Below are 17,836 nucleotides of genomic sequence, written 5' to 3' on the forward strand. Positions count from 1 at the left end.
TAATAACTACTTTTGTTTGCCTGTGAAGCGCCATTGAAAGCGAAGTTTGTCATAAAACGGAAATTCAATGAAGAGAATTCCAAGACCTAAGCACAAGCTAGCTAGAACATCTGACGGATAGTGGACACCTAGATAGACTCTGGAAATGATCACACTTACTAGGTAGATTCCCAGTGAAATCTGGAGAATAAGTCTTACAGTCCTATCTTTCACTCTCTGACCCACAATGATGATTAGAGAGCCAATTAAAAGAGTTACTGCTAGAGAGTGCCCACTAGGGAAAGAAAATCCTTTCTCCTCCACTAAGTGTAGAATTTCTGGCCGTGGACGTTGATAGAGGAGTTTTAGAGACACAATTAAAATACCTGCCAAGCTAAGATTACCTGCTACTAAAAGACTTTCGGACTTCCACTTTTTTAGATAAAAGATTGCAGTCAATAGAATTGCCCAAGAAATAACGTTTGGCAAGTCAATCAGGCGAGTAATCCCCCGAAAGATAGTTGTCAATATAGCTGGTAAATCTCCACGGATTGCTGTCTGGATAGACGAATCAAATGGTATCAATTGTTCTGGATAAAACTTAACGACATAACCCAGAATTACAAATAGTAAAAGGGCGAAAGAGCCCTTTGTTAAATATGTTTGTTTATCTTTCATAACGTTTTAAAGTTACCTTTAGGAAGACATAAATCAACCAAAATGCTAGTGCAAAGATAATACCCTCAATTAAGTTAAAAGGTAAAACCATTGTCAACAAATAGTTACTAAGTCCTAGTATTTTCTCAATATCAAAATTAGCAAACTTAGCATATAATGGGACAGCATAAACATAGTTAAGAACTAGCATAGCCAAGGTCAAACCAATCGTACCAGCAAGAGAAGCTAGAGCAAAACGAATTGGCGTCCGATCTTTTTTCCAAATCAAACCAAATGCAAGAACAAAAACTCCTAAAGCCACAATATTCATGGGCAAACCGATATAGGTGCTGACTCCTTGATTGTTTAAAATTAACTTAAGCAAGGAACGGAGTAAAATTATCACAAAAGCTGCAGGTAAATCAAGTACTATTAACCCTACCAAAACCGGTAAGATGCTGAACTCAATCCTCAAAAAGGGCGCCGCAGGCAAGAGTGGAAAGTCAAAGTACATCAACACAAATGAAAGTGCTGATAAAATTGCAATAGTCGACAATCGACGTGTGTTTGTCATAACAGGTTCCTCCAATTTTCTATAAAATCAGAAGAAGTTGGAAAGTCCCACTCTATCTATCAACTCAACTATATCAAAAACAATCTATTGGTCAAAAACACCAAAAGAACTTCCTATATATTTAAGTGGAATAGATAAAATTATTCTTTCGTCTTCTCCCATCCAGACTATACTGTCGGTTGTGGAATCACACCACATCAGCTTGCGCTCGCGGACTTCTTTTAGAGTAAGGAAATGGAGATTTTTCTTTTAGACTAGGCGACAAGCTGTAGGCATAACTTTTGGTTAGGCAAAGCTTGGCAACAAAGTATAAAAGGAAAAGAATATTTCCGAGTAAAAGTCACCGCCGGTCGGGAATCTCACCCAGCCCTGAAGACCCTTTTATGATAACAAAAAAAGCATGCAAGCGCAAGCTTTTGATATCTTATAACTATTTTATTTCAACTTATCCGTTTCGTAGGTGTGTACTAATTCGAGACCTGCAAAGTTTTGCTGACGGAGAGCCTCGTAGACAATCATACATACTGTGTTGGATACATTTAGGCTACGAACATGTTCATCATTCATAGGAATTCTGAGAGCTTTTTCAGGATGATCGCGCATAAAATCCTCAGGCAAGCCCTTATCTTCACGCCCAAAGAGAAAATAGTGATCCCCTTCTGTCGTAAAGTCTGCATCTGAGTAGACCTTTTCTGCAAACTTAGAAATCAAGTAAACCTGGCCATTCATTTTTTCCATAAATTCATCTAAACTATCATAAAAATAGATTTCAAGCTTATCCCAATAATCCAGGCCCGCACGCTTCATTTTACGATCATCAATCGGAAAGCCCATCGGTTTGATAATATGAAGGGGCGCATTCGTCGCCGCACAGGTTCGTGCAATATTTCCCGTATTTTGTGGAATTTGTGGTTCAAACAATACAATATGATTGGCCATGCCTTGCTTCCTCTCACTGGTGCAAAAAAATAGCCACACTGCCCGGAGTCAAGCTCAGCAAACAGCGTGGTTAAGGCATCGTTAACTTACCTCACAACAGGTTTGAAGTAAATCAGCGAAACTACTTTTTTAGTATATCACTTTCAGCCTGATTGTCAATAGAAATGATTTGATTTTTTTCATTTTTTTTACAAGCATATTTACAAAAGTTAAAAATCCAACTTTCAACCACAAATTTCATAAAATTTACCTAGATTGGGAATTTTCGGAACAAGTTTTTTCATAAACATATGATGTTTAAAGCAAAATATTTATTCGAATTCCCCTAATCCCTTTATTAAAGAAGGAAACAGTCGGTTGTTGAGTGCATTTTTTTCTAAAAAAAGGTATGATAGAGACATATTGAAAAAGTAGGTTAACTAACTATGAAGATTATTCTTGTCGGAGGGGGAAAAGTAGGTTCTGCCCTCTGTCGTTCACTTGTTGCTGACAACCATGATGTTGTCTTAATTGAACAGAACGAAACTGTTCTAAAATACTTGACTAGCCGTTTTGATATTATGGGAATCGCAGGTAACGGAGCTGACTTTGCTATGTTAGAAGCAGCCAATGTTCAAGATTGTGATATTTTCATTGCCATGACTCAATACGACGAGGTCAACATGGTTTCGGCTGTTTTAGCCAAAAAAATGGGAGCAAAAGAAACCATTGTTCGTGTGCGTAATCCTGAATATTCCAACCCTTACTTTAAAGAAAAAAATATTCTTGGATTTTCACTCATTGTAAATCCTGAACTCCTAGCAGCTCGTGCTATCGCTAATATTATAGACTTCCCCAATGCTCTTTCTGTTGAGCGTTTTGTGGGTGGTTTAGTAAGTCTAATGGAATTTGTCGTTCGAAAAGATAGCAATATTTGTCAGATGTCTATTGCTGATTTTCGTAAAAAGTTCGGCAACGTTATCGTCTGTGCCATCGAACGCGATCATAAACTGATGATTCCTAGTGGAGATTTTGTTCTAGAAGATAAAGACCGCATCTTTGTAACAGGACATCGTGTCGATATGATGCTCTTCCACAACTATATTAAGTCCAGAGTTGTTAAGAGTCTGCTCATTATTGGAGCTGGTAAGATTGCATACTACCTACTAGGTATTTTAAAAGACAGTCGAATTGATATAAAAGTTATTGAGGTTAATCCTGAAAGAGCTGCCTTTTTCAGCGAAAAATTCCCTAAACTCTATATAGTCCAAGGTGATGGAACAACTAAGGACACCCTCTTAGAAGAAAGCGCCCAAAACTACGATGCTGTTGCCACTTTGACAGGAGTCGACGAGGAAAATATCATTACCTCTATGTTTTTGGATAATGTAGGCGTTCAAAAGAATATTACTAAGGTAAACCGAACAAGCCTATTGGAAATCATTCATGCGACAGATTTCTCAAGTATTATCACGCCTAAGACAATCGCTGTTGATACCATCATGCACTTTATCCACGGTCGTGTAAATGCGCAGTATTCTGACCTTCAAGCCATGCACCACCTTGCAAACGGACAGGTAGAAACCCTTCAGTTCTTGATTAAGGAAGCCAATAAAATGACTGGCAAACCTTTGTCTCAACTGAAGCTCAAAAAGGATGTCTTGATCGCTGCTATTATCCGCAATGGAAAAACAATCTTCCCAACTGGAGAAGACACACTTCAAGTCGGTGATAAGCTTGTGGTTATCACTTTGCTATCAAACATCACCAAGATTTATGATTTGTTAGAGAGGTAAGCTATGAATAGAAGTATGGTACGCTTTCTTCTTGCAAAGCTACTCTTGATTGAAGCTGTTCTACTCTTGGTACCAGTTAGTGTCGCTTTTTACTATCAAGAATCCAGTCAAGTATTTACAGCTCTTTTCTATACCATTGGAATCCTTGTTGTTCTGGGTCTTCTCGGAATTATCAAAAAGCCTAAAAAACAACGTATCTACGCAAAAGAAGGAGTCTTAATTGTAGCTCTATGTTGGATTCTCTGGTCTTTCTTTGGTTCCCTTCCCTTTGTCTTTTCGGGTCAAATCCCCAATTTTATCGATGCCTTCTTCGAAACTAGTTCCGGCTTCACTACTACGGGAGCAACTATCTTAAATGACGTTTCTGTATTAAGTCGTTCGCTTCTGTTTTGGCGGAGCTTTACCCACCTCATTGGAGGGATGGGGGTGCTAGTTTTTGCCCTAGCTATTATGGACAATGCAAAAAATAGTCACCTTGAGGTTATGAAGGCTGAGGTTCCTGGACCAGTGTTTGGTAAGGTAGTATCTAAGCTAAAAAATACAGCCCAAATCCTCTACATCCTTTACCTGGCAATGTTTGCCCTTTTTGTAGTGATCTATTACCTCGCTGACATGCCACTCTATGATAGCTTCGTTATCGCTATGGGGACTGCAGGAACTGGTGGTTTCACTGTTTATAATGATGGTATCGCCCACTATCACAGCTCTCTCATCACCTATCTAACGAGTATTGGGGTGTTGATGTTTGGTATCAATTTTAACCTCTACTACTACCTCATGCTCCGTCGTGTTAAAGAATTCTTTTTCGATGAGGAACTTCGGGCTTATCTCTTGATTGTAATCATTTCGACTGGCCTCATTACTCTTAACACACTTCACCTATATAGTGGGGTTTCACAAAGCTTTGAGATGGCCTTTTTCCAAGTTTCCAATATCATTACGACAACTGGTTTCGGTTACGGAAGCACAACCAATTGGCCTTTATTTTCTCAGTATATCTTACTGATGCTGATGGCCATTGGTGGTTCTGCCGGATCCACTGCTGGTGGTCTCAAAGTGATGCGTGTAGTCATTCTAGCTAAAATTGCTAAAAATCAATTTTTGTCAACCATTTCCCCTCACCGTGTTTTAACTCTCCATGTTAACCAAACGGTCATCGATAAGGATACCCAGCACAAGATTCTGAAGTACTTTGTCGTTTACATCATGATTCTACTCAGCTTAATGTTCATTATCAGTTTAGATGCTAACGATTTAATGATTGTTACGAGTGCCGTTTTCAGTTGTTTTAACAACATCGGTCCAATACTCGGAACAACTGCAAGTTTCTCCATTTTTAGTCCATTTTCAAAACTCGTCCTATCCTTTGCAATGATTGCAGGACGTCTTGAAATTTATCCAATCATACTACTCTTTATGAAGCGAACCTGGTCTAAACGTTAGCAATGTTATTATCAAAAAGCACATCCCTCAAAAAATGAGGGATGTTTTTTTCTGTGAACAGTATTTTTCAAAAAGACAATTGAGAGTCAAAAAATAACACTTGGGAAAAAGATGATTTTTCATGAATCATTTTAGTTATAATTTTTAAAAAACGTGGGGGTTTTATATGGAAAAAATGAACAAATCAATCCAACTTCTTTTATTGATTTCCTTGGTATATTTAGGCTGCTGTAGTTGCTTAGTTTGGCCTGGTATTGCATTAACACTCAAACAATCCTGCTTTTACTTTTTACTTCTCTTAATGTTATTAGCAGGTATCTGTACATTTATCCACTATCTTTCAGGACATAATCATGTAAAAAGTCAACTACATAATCGTAGTCGATCCTTCTTTTTATTGTATAGCAGTATGGTTATCATTAACGTTGCTGGAGTCTGTTTTATTTTATTTGAAAGTATAAGCACTGACACTCTACTACAAAAAGAAATAGTTGACTTGTTACTAATCTCTTTCTTTTTCCTTTTCGGACTTGATCTTGCTACCTTTCTGCCATTAAACAAATGGAAAAAATTACCAACTCACAAAAAGTCAGGCAAGCTAACGATTCTTATCTTTTTTAGTTTGTTTTTTCTGCACAATCCTTTAACCATACTTTCTGTCGCCTTTTATATCCTTTTGGGAGCTAGCTTTCTAAACTTTTTATTTCCTAAAACCTTAAGACAAGATTTATCCTTTTATAGCCATATCATCCGAAACATCTTACTTGTATTATCGGTACTTATGTTCTGGTAGTTAATAGAATTCCTGTCAGAAATATGCTATAATGTAATAAATTTTTTAGGAGATATATGAATGAATTTTTTTAAAGATTATCGTAAACGACTTGCATGGTTTGGTATTTTACTGGTAGCAATCGTTCTTTCACAGACTCCAATGGCACTTCTGGGTTTGCTAGCCCAGACTGAGATTCCTTCCATCTGGTCTGGACTCATTGTTAGCCTTGTTTCTATACTTGTTTTAGCTATCTTTTTGTATGGTGCTCATAAAAGTAAGCTTTTAGTGATTAAGAAGAAACTCTTTAGTATCAATGATTTGCCAAGAATTGCCTTGAGTTACCTAGCTATCTTTGTTGGAAATCTCATAGGTGGTATCTTGTTACAGTTACTTAATCAAACAACAACTTCCAACCAACAAATTCTCAATGATCTCTTCTCAGAAAGCTCACTTATTGCTATGTTCTTTCTTGTGGTTTTAATTGCGCCGATTTGTGAAGAGATTATCTGTCGCGGCATTATCCCAACCAAGCTCTTCCAAGGTTATGAAAAAGTCGGCTATGTACTAGGGTGGCTACTCTTTCTCCTAGCTCACGTTCCTTCAAATTTCCCGTCATTTTTAATCTACGGTTGGATGTCTGCCGTCCTCACCTGGACCGCTTACACAACGCGTCGATTAGAAATGTCTATCGCCATTCATATGGTCCTAAATAGTGTCAGCTTTATCTTGCTTACCCTAATAGTATTATTATCAAGATATATCGGCATGTAAGCTAGGACAGATAAAAACTTAAAACAACTACATAAAAACCCATGAATATTACTATTCATGGGTTTTCTATTTGATTACGAAGCCAGGGCTTTAGAAATGTAATGATAAATTCTTTCTATTACATTCACCGTCTTTGGCAAATCGATTCTATTTGCTAAACGTAGTTAGTAAGGCAGTTAGAGAGTGGGACAGAAATCGGTAATTGGTTAGAATTCGATTTCGTCGTCCCACCTCCGCACAGTTGAGTAGGGCTGTAAAAGCTGATGAAATCAGCGTAGTAGAGCCCACTTAGCCACTGCGTCTTGCTCGACAATCCAAAGACAATTGAGAGGATAGGACTTTTGTCCCTGACTCGTAGTCTACTTAGATTGCTTTGCAATCAAGTAGACTTACTGAATCACATTTTCTCTTCTAACTCTACGTCTGGATACTTGTCTGCAAACCAACGGAGAGCAAAGTCGTTTTCGAAAAGGAAGACAGGTTGATCAAAGCGGTCTTTGGCCAAGATATTGCGGCTTGAAGACATGCGCTCATCTAAATCTTCTGGTTTAATCCAACGAACAGTCTTTTTACCCATTGGAGTCATGACAACTTCAGCGTTGTACTCACCTTCCATGCGGTGCTTGAAGACTTCAAATTGGAGTTGTCCAACAGCACCCAACATGTACTCACCCGTTTGGTAATTCTTATAAAGCTGGATGGCTCCTTCTTGTACCAACTGTTCCATTCCCTTGTGGAATGATTTCTGTTTCATGACGTTCTTAGGAGAAACCTTCATGAAAATCTCTGGAGTAAAGGTTGGCAGTGGCTCAAACTCAAACTTGTTTTTTCCAACAGTTAGCGTATCTCCAACCTGGTAGGTACCTGTATCATAAACCCCGATGATGTCTCCTGCTACAGCATTGGTGACATTCTCACGACTTTCCGCCATAAACTGGGTGACATTAGATAGCTTAGCACTCTTACCAGTACGAGGCAGATTGACACTCATCCCCCGCTCAAATTCGCCCGATACAATACGGACAAAGGCGATACGGTCACGGTGACGAGGGTCCATGTTGGCTTGGATTTTAAAGACAAATCCTGAGAAATCCTTATCATAAGGATCCACAATTTCTCCATCTGTTTTCTTGTGTCCATGAGGTTCTGGAGCAAATTTGAGGAAGGTTTCAAGGAAGGTCTGCACACCAAAGTTAGTTAGGGCTGATCCAAAGAAGACTGGTGTCAAATCACCTGCAAGAATAGCTTCTTCTGAGAATTCATTTCCTGCTTCATTCAAAAGCTCAATATCCTCTTTTACTTGTTCATAGAATGGATTGCTAGCAAAAAGTTTATCGCCATCCTCTAGGCTAGCAAAACGTTCGTCCCCTTTATAGAGTTCCAAGCGTTGGTTATAGAGATCATAGAGCCCCTCAAAGGCTTTCCCCATCCCGATTGGCCAGTTCATTGGATAACTGGCAATCCCTAGGACTTCCTCCAATTCTTGCAAGAGGTCTAGTGGTTCACGACCGTCACGGTCTAGCTTATTCATAAAGGTAAAGACTGGAATCCCACGGTGTTTGACAACCTCAAACAATTTCTTAGTTTGGGCCTCGATACCCTTGGCAGAGTCCACTACCATGACCGCAGCATCCACTGCCATCAAGGTACGATAGGTATCCTCTGAGAAATCCTCGTGCCCTGGTGTGTCTAGGATATTTACGCGTTTGCCATCATAGTCAAATTGCATCACAGATGAGGTTACCGAAATCCCACGTTGTTTCTCGATATCCATCCAGTCTGACTTAGCAAAGTTTCCTGTTTTCTTCCCTTTTACAGTACCTGCCTCACGAATCTCTCCTCCAAAATAGAGCAATTGCTCAGTAATGGTTGTCTTCCCCGCGTCCGGGTGAGAGATGATGGCAAAGGTACGGCGTTTCTTAATTTCTTCTTGAATACTCATAACTTCTCTTTCTTTCTACTTTTTAATGATTTCGATTGATAATCTGCTCTTTGTTACATCGGACTCTAACATTCCTTTCAACACTCCATTATATCGGATTTTAGAGAGTTTTTCAATCGCTTATAAAAGAAAAGCAGGCCAAGATAGTTGACCTGCTTTTTATATTCTTTTGTCGATTATTGATATTGATTACTCTTAATCTTGCAGCACAGTTAAATTGTTTCTAGAGCCATTTTCTTTTGCCAACGTCTCTTAAACAAGATATCAAAGAGTACTAGAGCCGCAGATAGAATGATTGAAACCAGAAGATACTTTATCCATATAGGAGCATCTGAAATAAACGGTGTCGTATTCAAAAGCCCGTAATTCCCTCCTGTTACTTGGTTGACTCCAACTAGGAAAAGATTGAGAACAAAAGTGTAGGCGATAATTCGATACTTTTTAAGCAAGGTCTTATCGTAGTGATTCATCAGATAAACCAGAGAATTAACCAAAAGAGCGTAATGCCCTATCAAGAATGAAAAACTAGTGATATGCGGGAAATCATATGGATCAAAAACGGGATAGCCCAAAGCAAATACTGCCCCACTGGCTCCCATAAGGGCAAAATACTGCTTGGTTTTCCATTTATCTGGTAAGAAAACAACCGCAAACATGGCCAAACGACAATGGTAAAGAGGCAGGCTGTTAGAAAATGGAATACTAAAACCTATATACCAGGTATAAAGAGCCAGCAGTTGCGCTATTTGAATCCACTTAAACAATCTAACAAATTTAGGATTTTTATAGTAGGTAAGAGACCCATAAATAGATAAGGCAAGAAGGCCTATCATCACTCCATACCAAAAAATCGGAATAGGAGGCGGTGCAGTTGATTCAGTTGAAAAAAATGATGCATAAAGTCTCCTTATGGTAACAAATTTCAGGTCTTTGTTTGCCTGTTTATATGTTTACATTTAACAAGTTGATTAAGAAGAACGAGAGCCCCTGTCATCAAACTAGTCACTATCAAATAGTTAAGCAAAACGCCATAATTCCCAATCACAGGGGGTTTGCTCATAAAGCCGTAATTCCCTCCTGTCAAGAGGTTGGCTAGACAGATAATGGCATTGACTCCAAAAGTCATCTGGCATATTTTCCAAATATCCCCTTTTTCAACCTCATAATAGCTAACAAGATAAATCAAACAGTTGGCTAAGAGTGCCCAGTGTCCGAAAACATTGTTCAGCGAGGAGACATGAGGGAAAGGAAAGGGATAAAAGACTGGATAAACTAAAGCCATGATAGAACCAAAGACTCCCACTAAGGCAAAATATTGCTTAAAAAATATCTTATTAGGGGCAAAAAGAATGATCCACATAGCCATACGACTATGGTAAAAGGGAAGGGCCTCAGATAGCGGTAGACGAGCTGAAATATACCATGCGTTGATAATCAGCAGTTGAATCAATTGTCCCCAATACCAAAATTCTCGATAACGTTTAGAGCTTGCATAGCGAATCGATAAAGCCGCTACAAGCACCAAAGATGTTGGCAATAAAAAGTACCATGCTCCCAAGTGAGGAGGAACAGTCTTTTTGCTGGTAAAAAATAACTCCCAAATCGTCATGTGTCATCCTTAACTTCCAGTAATTCATAAAGAATTCTATCTTTTTGGAATACCAAAATCCCATGCAATTGTATCATCTAATTTCAACCATTATATCGAAATAAAAAGTATTTTTCAATTTCTACTTCTTTTCAGCTTGACTTGCCTTATTTAGGGGAAAATATGGTAAAATAGAACAGATAAAGAATCATCATTTCACGAAAGGATATCAGATGAAAATTACGCAAGAAGAGGTGACTCACGTTGCCAATCTTTCAAAATTAAAATTCTCAGAAGAAGATACTGCTGCATTTGCGACAACACTCTCAAAAATTGTAGATATGGTCGAATTGCTAGGCGAAGTCGACACAACTGGTGTCGCACCTACTACAACTATGGCTGACCGTAAAACTGTTCTCCGACCTGATGTGGCTGAAGAAGGAACAGACCGTGACCTCTTATTTAAAAATGTACCTGAAAAAGATAACTACTACATCAAGGTACCAGCTATCCTAGATGATGGAGGAGATGCCTAATGACTTTTAACAATAAAACCATTGAAGAGTTGCACAGTCTCCTTGTTTCTAAGGAAATTTCAGCAACTGAACTAATGCAAGCAACACTTGAAGATATCAAATCTCGTGAGGAAGCTATCAACGCTTTTGTGACAATCGCTGAAGATCAAGCTCTTGCTCAAGCTAAAGCTATTGATGAAGCTGGAATCGATGCTGACAATGTCCTTTCGGGAATCCCACTAGCTGTTAAGGATAACATCTCTACTGATGGCATCCTCACAACTGTTGCCTCAAAAATGCTCTACAACTACGAGCCAATCTTTGACGCGACAGCCGTTGCCAATGCAAAAGCTAAGGGCATGATCGTCGTTGGGAAAACCAACATGGACGAATTTGCCATGGGTGGATCTGGTGAGACTTCTTACTACGGTGCCACTAAAAACGCTTGGGACCAGACCAAGGTTCCTGGTGGATCATCGAGTGGTTCGGCAGCAGCTGTAGCTTCAGGTCAAGTCCGCTTGTCACTTGGTTCTGACACTGGTGGATCTATCCGCCAACCTGCCGCCTTCAACGGAATTGTTGGTCTCAAACCAACCTACGGAACAGTTTCACGATTCGGTCTTATTGCCTTTGGTAGCTCCCTAGACCAAATCGGTCCTTTCGCTCCTACCGTTAAGGAAAATGCCCTCTTGCTCAATGCTATTGCCAGCGAAGATGCCAAGGACTCTACTTCTGCCCCTGTTCGCATTGCTGACTTTACTTCAAAAATCGGCCAGGACATCAAGGGCATGAAAATTGCTTTGCCAAAAGAATATCTTGGTGAAGGGATTGACCCAGAAGTTAAGGAAACGATTCTTAACGCTGCTAAGCACTTTGAAAAACTTGGTGCTATCGTTGAAGAAGTTAGCCTTCCTCACTCTAAATACGGTGTAGCAGTCTACTACATCATCGCTTCATCAGAAGCTTCATCAAACTTACAACGCTTTGACGGTATCCGTTATGGCTACCGTGCAGAGGATGCGACTAATCTCGATGAAATTTATGTAAATAGCCGTAGCCAAGGATTCGGTGAAGAGGTTAAACGCCGTATCATGCTTGGTACTTTCAGTCTTTCATCAGGTTACTATGATGCCTACTACAAGAAGGCTGGACAAGTCCGTACCCTCATCATCCAAGATTTCGAAAACGTCTTTGCGGATTATGACTTGATTTTGGGACCAACTGCTCCTAGCGTTGCCTACGACTTGGATTCACTCAACCACGATCCAGTTGCTATGTACTTAGCTGACCTCTTGACTATCCCAGTTAACTTAGCTGGTCTCCCAGGTATTTCTATTCCTGCTGGATTTGTTCAAGGTCTACCAGTAGGACTCCAATTGATTGGTCCTAAGTATTCAGAAGAGACTATCTACCAAGCTGCTGCTGCTTTTGAAGCAACAACAGACTACCACAAACAACAACCCGTGATTTTTGGAGGTGATAACTAATGAACTTTGAAACAGTCATTGGACTTGAAGTCCACGTAGAGCTCAACACCAATTCAAAAATCTTCTCACCTACTTCTGCCCACTTTGGAAACGACCAAAATGCCAACACCAACGTGATTGACTGGTCTTTCCCAGGCGTACTGCCTGTTCTCAATAAAGGTGTTGTTGATGCCGGTATCAAGGCAGCTCTTGCCCTCAATATGGACATCCATAAAAAGATGCACTTTGACCGTAAGAACTACTTCTACCCTGATAATCCAAAAGCCTACCAAATCTCTCAGTTTGATGAGCCAATCGGTTACAAGGGCTGGATTGAAGTTGAACTAGAAGATGGTACAACTAAGAAAATCGGAATCGAACGTGCCCACTTGGAAGAAGACGCAGGTAAAAATACCCATGGAACTGATGGCTACTCTTATGTAGACCTCAACCGTCAAGGGGTGCCTTTAATTGAGATTGTATCTGAGGCAGATATGCGTTCACCAGAAGAAGCTTATGCTTATCTAACAGCCCTCAAGGAAGTTATCCAGTACGCTGGCATTTCTGACGTCAAGATGGAAGAAGGCTCTATGCGTGTGGATGCTAACATCTCCCTTCGTCCTTATGGTCAAGAGAAATTCGGTACCAAGACTGAGTTGAAGAATCTCAACTCCTTCTCAAATGTCCGCAAGGGTCTTGAATACGAAGTCCAACGCCAGGCTGAAATCCTTCGCTCAGGTGGTCAAATTCGCCAAGAAACACGCCGTTATGACGAAGCTAACAAAGCTACTATCCTCATGCGTGTTAAAGAAGGCGCTGCAGACTATCGTTACTTCCCAGAACCTGACCTACCACTCTTTGAAATCTCAGACGAGTGGATCGAAGAAATGCGTACTGAATTGCCAGAATTTCCAAAAGAGCGCCGTGCTCGTTACGTATCTCAACTCGGCTTATCAGACTACGATGCTAGTCAGTTGACTGCTAATAAAGTCACTTCTGACTTCTTTGAAAAAGCTGTTGCCCTCGGTGGTGATGCCAAACAAGTCTCTAACTGGCTCCAAGGGGAAGTCGCTCAATTCTTGAACGCTGAAGGTAAGACACTGGAACAAATCGAATTGACTCCAGAAAACTTGGTAGAAATGATTGCCATCATCGAAGATGGTACTATCTCCTCTAAGATTGCTAAGAAAGTCTTTGTTCACCTAGCCAAAAATGGTGGCAGCGCTCGCGAATACGTTGAAAAAGCTGGTTTGGTTCAAATCTCAGATCCTGAAGTCTTGATTCCAATTATCCACCAAGTCTTTGCCGATAACGAAGCTGCTGTTGCCGACTTCAAGTCAGGGAAGCGTAATGCAGACAAGGCCTTTACTGGTTTTCTCATGAAAGCAACTAAAGGACAAGCAAATCCACAAGTTGCCCTCAAGCTACTTGCCCAGGAATTAGCTAAGTTGAAAAACGATTAATAATCAATCTAAATATAACTGTCACAAGCTAATGAAAATAGTTATAGCTTGATGCCTTGCACTTTGTACTCACATAGTTAGGAGACACATGAAAAAGTTATATACTCTAATCGCTACTTGCTTGCTTCTTCTATTTGTGACACCCCTACAATCCATCGATGCTGGTGTCGGCCATTCTCGAAGTGGTAGCTCTAGCCGCAGCAGTTCTCGAAGTAGCAGCAGCTCACGAAGTAGTAGCAGTTCTCGAAGTAGTTCAAGTGGCGGTAGTTCTTCTTCCAGAAGTAGCTATCGGTCTGGTGATAGTTACTCGAGTTTAGATGGTTCTTTAGGGACCGGAATGACCATTCTTATCATGTTTGGTGTCGGAGCTTTTTTACTCTACCTTCTCATCAAATATTTGAGTAACCAAAATTCATCATCTGGTAAATCTTATGGAAGCTCGCCCGCCTATAATGTTGAACCTACACTTCACCGTCGAGTTGCTAACAACACCTTGGCTATCGATCGTGTTCGCCACGGTGATCCAAACTTTGATGCAGATGCTTTCACTTCATGGGTTAAAGAAGTCTACATCCAGTTACAGGCCGCCTGGACTAAAAAAGATTGGAATGCCGTTCGTTCTCTAGAGAGTGCCAGTCTCTATTCACAACACAGTTCACAACTGGAAGACTATATCCAATCTCAAACAACTAATGTTTTGGAACGTGTCTATGTTGAGAATATTAGAATCAAAGATTTCTACGAAAATCCAGATGGAAACGATACTTTAGTCGTTATCTTATCATCTACCTTGAGAGACTATGTCATCGAAGACAAGACTCGTAAGGTTATTGAGGGAGACCCTCAAAAAGATTTATTTACAGTTTATCAAATGAACTTCATCCGCAAACATGGCAGTCAAACTGAAAGCTCTGTCCAAGATGAAGCCGTTAGCGACCGCTGTCCAAACTGTGGCGCACCATTGAAAATATCAGCTATCAGCAAATGTGACTATTGCGGATCTGATATCACCCGTAGTCCTAACCAATGGGTACTTGATACCTACGATGTTGTGGATGAAGACGAACTATATAATTAGGAGGAAATTATGGGATTTATTCGTGTTGCCAAAGAGCAAATTATGGGAGTTATTGATGTTGCCAAATCTGCAGGGATCAATAGTATTAATGATAGTAAATATAAGGAAGCCGTTGTGCTTCCAGAACACGTATCATCAGATGCATTAGCTGTTAAAGGAACTCTTCTTACAAAAGACCCTGACGGAATTTCCAGACAAGGTAATCAACATACAGGACTTTTAACAGATGGTTCTGTGGTAATTGTGCCACAAGGTTATGTTGCTATCCTTGTAAATAACGGTACTTTCCTTGGTGATGTTTTAGAAGCAGGTAGCCATGAATGGCGCTCTGGCGACAACGCTTGGCTTCTAGAAAAAGGCGGAATAAGAGGAACTTGGGAAAACTTCAAGCACCGCTTTTCATTCGCTGGTCAAGTCGTTACCCAACAAGAAATCATCTTTGTCCGCATCCAACCGATTGCGGGGAATAAATTTGGCACTCAAAATGCTGTAGAATACTTCAGTGAACGTTACCAACAATTGCTCAATATCCGTTTCTATGGTTTGTTCGATATCAAGATTTCTGACCCAGTTCTTTTCTACGTTAGCTCTATCAGTCAACAAATTGACGAATATAAACCGTTTACTATTCAAGATATCGCTCAAGGTACTTTGCGTCAAAATATCTCTCCTAAAATTGCGATTGCGATTGCAAAATTCACCAATGAATACCGCGTTGATATCTATAGCCTCAATGCCAATCAAGATATTTTCAATGAAATCGCTAAACAAGAAGTCAACAAGGTATGGACTGGTCTTTACGGAATTGAAGTAACCAATATCCTTCTTGAAGACTTGAGTTATGACCAAGAAAGTCTTGAAATTGTTCGTAAGCTTGATAGCGAACTAGTTGCCATGAAATACAACACGATTGAAATTGAAGAACGTCGTGCTCGTAACGAAGCTCTCATTGCTGCTGCCAATAATGAAGGTAATGGCAATGGTATGAACATGATTATGGGAATGAACCTAGGACAAACGCTCGGTGGTCAAATTAACCAACAAGCTCAACCTATGAATCCAAATCAAAGCTATACCCCAGCACAACCTGCGGATCCAAACCAACCTTTGACTCCAAGACAAACTGCAAATTTTGAACAAGTTGCTAGCCCATTCCAAACTGCTAGTCCTGAACAGACTGCTAACCCAGCAGAATCTACTAATCCCGAAGTGACGACTCCTGCGGAAGAAACTACTAGTCAAGAAGTGACGACTCCTGCAGAAGAATCTACTAGTCCTGAACAAACTACCAACTCTAAACAAACCGCTAATAAAAACTTCTACATTGAAGTCGATGGCAAGTACGTATTGGTAACCAAAGACGAAGAAGGAAACATCGTTCCTGTCAACTAATCTCACTTCCCTGATATTTGAGAAATCTCACGACTTATGATACAATAAAGAGTAAATTATTTTATTAAAGAGGTAAAAACATGATTGAAGCAAGTAAATTAAAGGCTGGTATGACCTTTGAAACAGCTGATGGAAAATTAATCCGCGTTTTGGAAGCTAGCCACCACAAACCAGGTAAAGGAAACACGATCATGCGTATGAAATTGCGTGATGTCCGTACTGGTTCAACATTTGAAACAAGCTACCGTCCAGAGGAAAAATTTGAGCAAGCGATTATCGAAACTGTGCCAGCACAATACTTGTACAAAATGGATGATACAGCTTATTTCATGAACACTGAAACTTACGACCAATACGAAATTCCTGTTGCTAATGTTGAAAATGAATTGCTTTATATTCTTGAGAATTCTGAAGTTAAAATTCAATTTTATGGAACTGAAGTAATCGGTGTGACAGTACCTACAACTGTTGAATTAACAGTTGCTGAAACTCAACCATCTATTAAAGGTGCTACTGTTACAGGTTCTGGTAAACCAGCTACAATGGAAACTGGACTTGTTGTCAACGTTCCAGACTTCATCGAAGCTGGACAAAAACTTGTGATTAATACTGCAGAAGGAACTTACGTTTCTCGTGCCTAATCTCTAGAAAGAGGTCATCCTATGGGAATTGAAGAACAATTAGGCGAAATCGTTATCGCCCCACGTGTACTTGAAAAAATCATTGCTATCGCTACTGCTAAAGTAGAAGGTGTCCACTCTTTTTCAAACAAATCAGTATCTGACACCCTTTCAAAACTTTCACTCGGTCGTGGCGTCTATCTAAAAGAATCTGAAGAAGAATTAACAGCTGATATCTATCTCTATCTTGAGTATGGCGTTAAAGTTCCTAAGGTTGCAATGGCTATTCAAAAAGCTGTAAAAGATGCCGTTCGTAATATGGCTGATGTTGAACTCAGTGCTGTGAATATTCACGTCGCTGGTATTGCACCAGATAAAACACCAAAACCAGCATTGAAAGATTTATTTGATGAGGACTTCCTCAATGACTAGTCCATTATTAGAATCTAGACGCGAACTACGAAAATGTGCCTTCCAAGCACTGATGAGTCTTGAATATGGTTCTGATATTGAAACTGCTTGTCGCTTCGCCTATACTCATGATCGAGAAGACGACGAGGTAAAACTCCCTAGTTTCCTAATCGATCTTGTATCTGGTGTTCAAGCTAAAAAAGAGGAACTAGACAAACAAATCGCTCAGCATTTAAAGTCTGGTTGGACGATTGAACGGTTAACCTTAGTTGAAAAAAATTTATTGCGTTTAGGAGTTTTCGAAATCACTTCCTTTGATACTCCTCAACTTGTAGCTGTGAATGAAGCTATTGAGCTTGCAAAAAGCTTTTCAGATCAAAAATCTGCCCGTTTTATCAATGGATTGCTTAGTCAATTTGTAACGGAAGAAAATTAGATTAAAAAAAGT

Annotated in this window: 17 protein-coding genes and 1 riboswitch; of the genes, 11 read left to right on the forward strand and 6 right to left on the reverse strand. The window is 39.8% G+C overall.

The window, feature by feature from the left end; translation table 11 throughout:
• Positions 1 to 6 precede the first annotated feature (6 nt).
• From ACVC7R_RS03395 to ACVC7R_RS03405, 3 genes are all read right to left on the reverse strand, one after another.
• The gene (locus ACVC7R_RS03395) at positions 7 to 657 is read right to left on the reverse strand and encodes a phosphatase PAP2 family protein (protein WP_447263543.1); all 651 of its coding nucleotides are present in this window, start codon (positions 655 to 657) and stop codon (positions 7 to 9) included.
• On the reverse strand, positions 647 to 1,210 hold the full coding sequence (locus ACVC7R_RS03400; RefSeq protein WP_414291155.1) for an ECF transporter S component: 564 nt from the start codon (positions 1,208 to 1,210) through the stop codon (positions 647 to 649). The genes ACVC7R_RS03395 and ACVC7R_RS03400 overlap by 11 nt, the downstream gene beginning before the upstream one ends.
• A 146-nt stretch (positions 1,211 to 1,356) precedes the next feature.
• A riboswitch (FMN riboswitch) is annotated at positions 1,357 to 1,591 on the reverse strand.
• A gap of 54 nt (positions 1,592 to 1,645) precedes the next feature.
• A complete protein-coding gene (locus ACVC7R_RS03405; protein ID WP_447263544.1) occupies positions 1,646 to 2,149 on the reverse strand; it encodes a tRNA (cytidine(34)-2'-O)-methyltransferase in 504 nt (167 codons plus the stop codon).
• Between the two features lie 425 nt (positions 2,150 to 2,574).
• On the opposite strand from ACVC7R_RS03405, the gene trkA reads away from it, so the two are divergent.
• The 3 genes from trkA (at position 2,575) to ACVC7R_RS03420 (ending at position 6,913) form a co-directional block, all read left to right on the forward strand.
• Positions 2,575 to 3,924 (forward strand): Trk system potassium transporter TrkA, encoded by a 1,350-nt coding sequence (trkA, locus tag ACVC7R_RS03410; protein WP_447263545.1) that lies wholly within the window; start codon positions 2,575 to 2,577, stop codon positions 3,922 to 3,924.
• A 3-nt stretch (positions 3,925 to 3,927) separates the two neighbouring features.
• Entirely contained in the window at positions 3,928 to 5,367 is a 1,440-nt protein-coding gene (locus tag ACVC7R_RS03415; RefSeq protein ID WP_447263546.1) for a TrkH family potassium uptake protein, read from the forward strand.
• An 853-nt stretch (positions 5,368 to 6,220) separates the two neighbouring features.
• On the forward strand, positions 6,221 to 6,913 hold the full coding sequence (locus tag ACVC7R_RS03420; RefSeq protein ID WP_447263547.1) for a CPBP family intramembrane glutamic endopeptidase: 693 nt from the start codon (positions 6,221 to 6,223) through the stop codon (positions 6,911 to 6,913).
• 397 nt (positions 6,914 to 7,310) lie between these two features.
• Here the strand turns inward: ACVC7R_RS03420 and ACVC7R_RS03425 are convergent, their stop codons facing one another.
• The 3 genes from ACVC7R_RS03425 to ACVC7R_RS03435 form a co-directional block, all read right to left on the reverse strand.
• Complete coding sequence (locus tag ACVC7R_RS03425) at positions 7,311 to 8,855, reverse strand: peptide chain release factor 3 (RefSeq protein WP_447263548.1); 1,545 nt, start codon at positions 8,853 to 8,855, stop codon at positions 7,311 to 7,313.
• Positions 8,856 to 9,067: 212 nt separating this feature from the next.
• Complete coding sequence (locus tag ACVC7R_RS03430; protein ID WP_447263601.1) at positions 9,068 to 9,766, reverse strand: YwaF family protein; 699 nt, start codon at positions 9,764 to 9,766, stop codon at positions 9,068 to 9,070.
• A gap of 11 nt (positions 9,767 to 9,777) precedes the next feature.
• Positions 9,778 to 10,464: a YwaF family protein gene (locus ACVC7R_RS03435; protein WP_447263549.1), complete on the reverse strand. Its 687-nt coding sequence runs from the start codon at positions 10,462 to 10,464 to the stop codon at positions 9,778 to 9,780.
• Positions 10,465 to 10,676: 212 nt separating this feature from the next.
• Between ACVC7R_RS03435 and gatC the strand changes: the two genes are divergently transcribed.
• The 8 genes from gatC (at position 10,677) to nusB (ending at position 17,824) form a co-directional block, all read left to right on the forward strand.
• Positions 10,677 to 10,979 carry an Asp-tRNA(Asn)/Glu-tRNA(Gln) amidotransferase subunit GatC gene (gatC, locus tag ACVC7R_RS03440; RefSeq protein WP_447263550.1) on the forward strand — a complete coding sequence of 101 codons (303 nt, stop codon included), beginning with the start codon at positions 10,677 to 10,679 and terminating at the stop codon, positions 10,977 to 10,979.
• Positions 10,979 to 12,445 carry an Asp-tRNA(Asn)/Glu-tRNA(Gln) amidotransferase subunit GatA gene (gene gatA, locus ACVC7R_RS03445; RefSeq protein WP_447263551.1) on the forward strand — a complete coding sequence of 489 codons (1,467 nt, stop codon included), beginning with the start codon at positions 10,979 to 10,981 and terminating at the stop codon, positions 12,443 to 12,445. The genes gatC and gatA overlap by 1 nt, the downstream gene beginning before the upstream one ends.
• Positions 12,445 to 13,887 carry an Asp-tRNA(Asn)/Glu-tRNA(Gln) amidotransferase subunit GatB gene (gene gatB / locus ACVC7R_RS03450; protein WP_447263552.1) on the forward strand — a complete coding sequence of 481 codons (1,443 nt, stop codon included), beginning with the start codon at positions 12,445 to 12,447 and terminating at the stop codon, positions 13,885 to 13,887. The genes gatA and gatB overlap by 1 nt, the downstream gene beginning before the upstream one ends.
• Before the next feature lie 88 nt (positions 13,888 to 13,975).
• Positions 13,976 to 14,965 (forward strand): zinc-ribbon domain-containing transport protein, encoded by a 990-nt coding sequence (locus ACVC7R_RS03455; protein WP_447263553.1) that lies wholly within the window; start codon positions 13,976 to 13,978, stop codon positions 14,963 to 14,965.
• Positions 14,966 to 14,974: 9 nt separating this feature from the next.
• Complete coding sequence (locus tag ACVC7R_RS03460) at positions 14,975 to 16,357, forward strand: SPFH domain-containing protein (RefSeq protein WP_447263554.1); 1,383 nt, start codon at positions 14,975 to 14,977, stop codon at positions 16,355 to 16,357.
• Between the two features lie 80 nt (positions 16,358 to 16,437).
• Entirely contained in the window at positions 16,438 to 16,998 is a 561-nt protein-coding gene (gene efp, locus ACVC7R_RS03465; protein ID WP_447263555.1) for an elongation factor P, read from the forward strand.
• A 21-nt stretch (positions 16,999 to 17,019) separates the two neighbouring features.
• Positions 17,020 to 17,409 (forward strand): Asp23/Gls24 family envelope stress response protein, encoded by a 390-nt coding sequence (locus tag ACVC7R_RS03470; protein WP_214262352.1) that lies wholly within the window; start codon positions 17,020 to 17,022, stop codon positions 17,407 to 17,409.
• The gene (gene nusB / locus ACVC7R_RS03475) at positions 17,402 to 17,824 is read left to right on the forward strand and encodes a transcription antitermination factor NusB (protein ID WP_447263556.1); all 423 of its coding nucleotides are present in this window, start codon (positions 17,402 to 17,404) and stop codon (positions 17,822 to 17,824) included. The genes ACVC7R_RS03470 and nusB overlap by 8 nt, the downstream gene beginning before the upstream one ends.
• The last annotated feature ends 12 nt before the right edge of the window (positions 17,825 to 17,836 follow it).

This window comes from Streptococcus sp. Z554 (genome assembly GCF_053010305.1).

Excerpts from the sequence above, each read along its gene's own strand:
- ACVC7R_RS03395 (WP_447263543.1), bottom strand. The coding sequence starts at position 657 with ATGAAAGATAAACAAACATATTTAACAAAGGGCTCTTTCGCCCTTTTA.
- ACVC7R_RS03400 (WP_414291155.1), bottom strand. The coding sequence starts at position 1,210 with ATGACAAACACACGTCGATTGTCGACTATTGCAATTTTATCAGCACTT.
- ACVC7R_RS03405 (WP_447263544.1), bottom strand. The coding sequence starts at position 2,149 with ATGGCCAATCATATTGTATTGTTTGAACCACAAATTCCACAAAATACG.
- trkA (WP_447263545.1), top strand. The coding sequence starts at position 2,575 with ATGAAGATTATTCTTGTCGGAGGGGGAAAAGTAGGTTCTGCCCTCTGT.
- ACVC7R_RS03415 (WP_447263546.1), top strand. The coding sequence starts at position 3,928 with ATGAATAGAAGTATGGTACGCTTTCTTCTTGCAAAGCTACTCTTGATT.
- ACVC7R_RS03420 (WP_447263547.1), top strand. The coding sequence starts at position 6,221 with ATGAATTTTTTTAAAGATTATCGTAAACGACTTGCATGGTTTGGTATT.
- ACVC7R_RS03425 (WP_447263548.1), bottom strand. The coding sequence starts at position 8,855 with ATGAGTATTCAAGAAGAAATTAAGAAACGCCGTACCTTTGCCATCATC.
- ACVC7R_RS03435 (WP_447263549.1), bottom strand. The coding sequence starts at position 10,464 with ATGACGATTTGGGAGTTATTTTTTACCAGCAAAAAGACTGTTCCTCCT.
- gatC (WP_447263550.1), top strand. The coding sequence starts at position 10,677 with ATGAAAATTACGCAAGAAGAGGTGACTCACGTTGCCAATCTTTCAAAA.
- gatA (WP_447263551.1), top strand. The coding sequence starts at position 10,979 with ATGACTTTTAACAATAAAACCATTGAAGAGTTGCACAGTCTCCTTGTT.
- gatB (WP_447263552.1), top strand. The coding sequence starts at position 12,445 with ATGAACTTTGAAACAGTCATTGGACTTGAAGTCCACGTAGAGCTCAAC.
- ACVC7R_RS03455 (WP_447263553.1), top strand. The coding sequence starts at position 13,976 with ATGAAAAAGTTATATACTCTAATCGCTACTTGCTTGCTTCTTCTATTT.
- ACVC7R_RS03460 (WP_447263554.1), top strand. The coding sequence starts at position 14,975 with ATGGGATTTATTCGTGTTGCCAAAGAGCAAATTATGGGAGTTATTGAT.
- efp (WP_447263555.1), top strand. The coding sequence starts at position 16,438 with ATGATTGAAGCAAGTAAATTAAAGGCTGGTATGACCTTTGAAACAGCT.
- ACVC7R_RS03470 (WP_214262352.1), top strand. The coding sequence starts at position 17,020 with ATGGGAATTGAAGAACAATTAGGCGAAATCGTTATCGCCCCACGTGTA.
- nusB (WP_447263556.1), top strand. The coding sequence starts at position 17,402 with ATGACTAGTCCATTATTAGAATCTAGACGCGAACTACGAAAATGTGCC.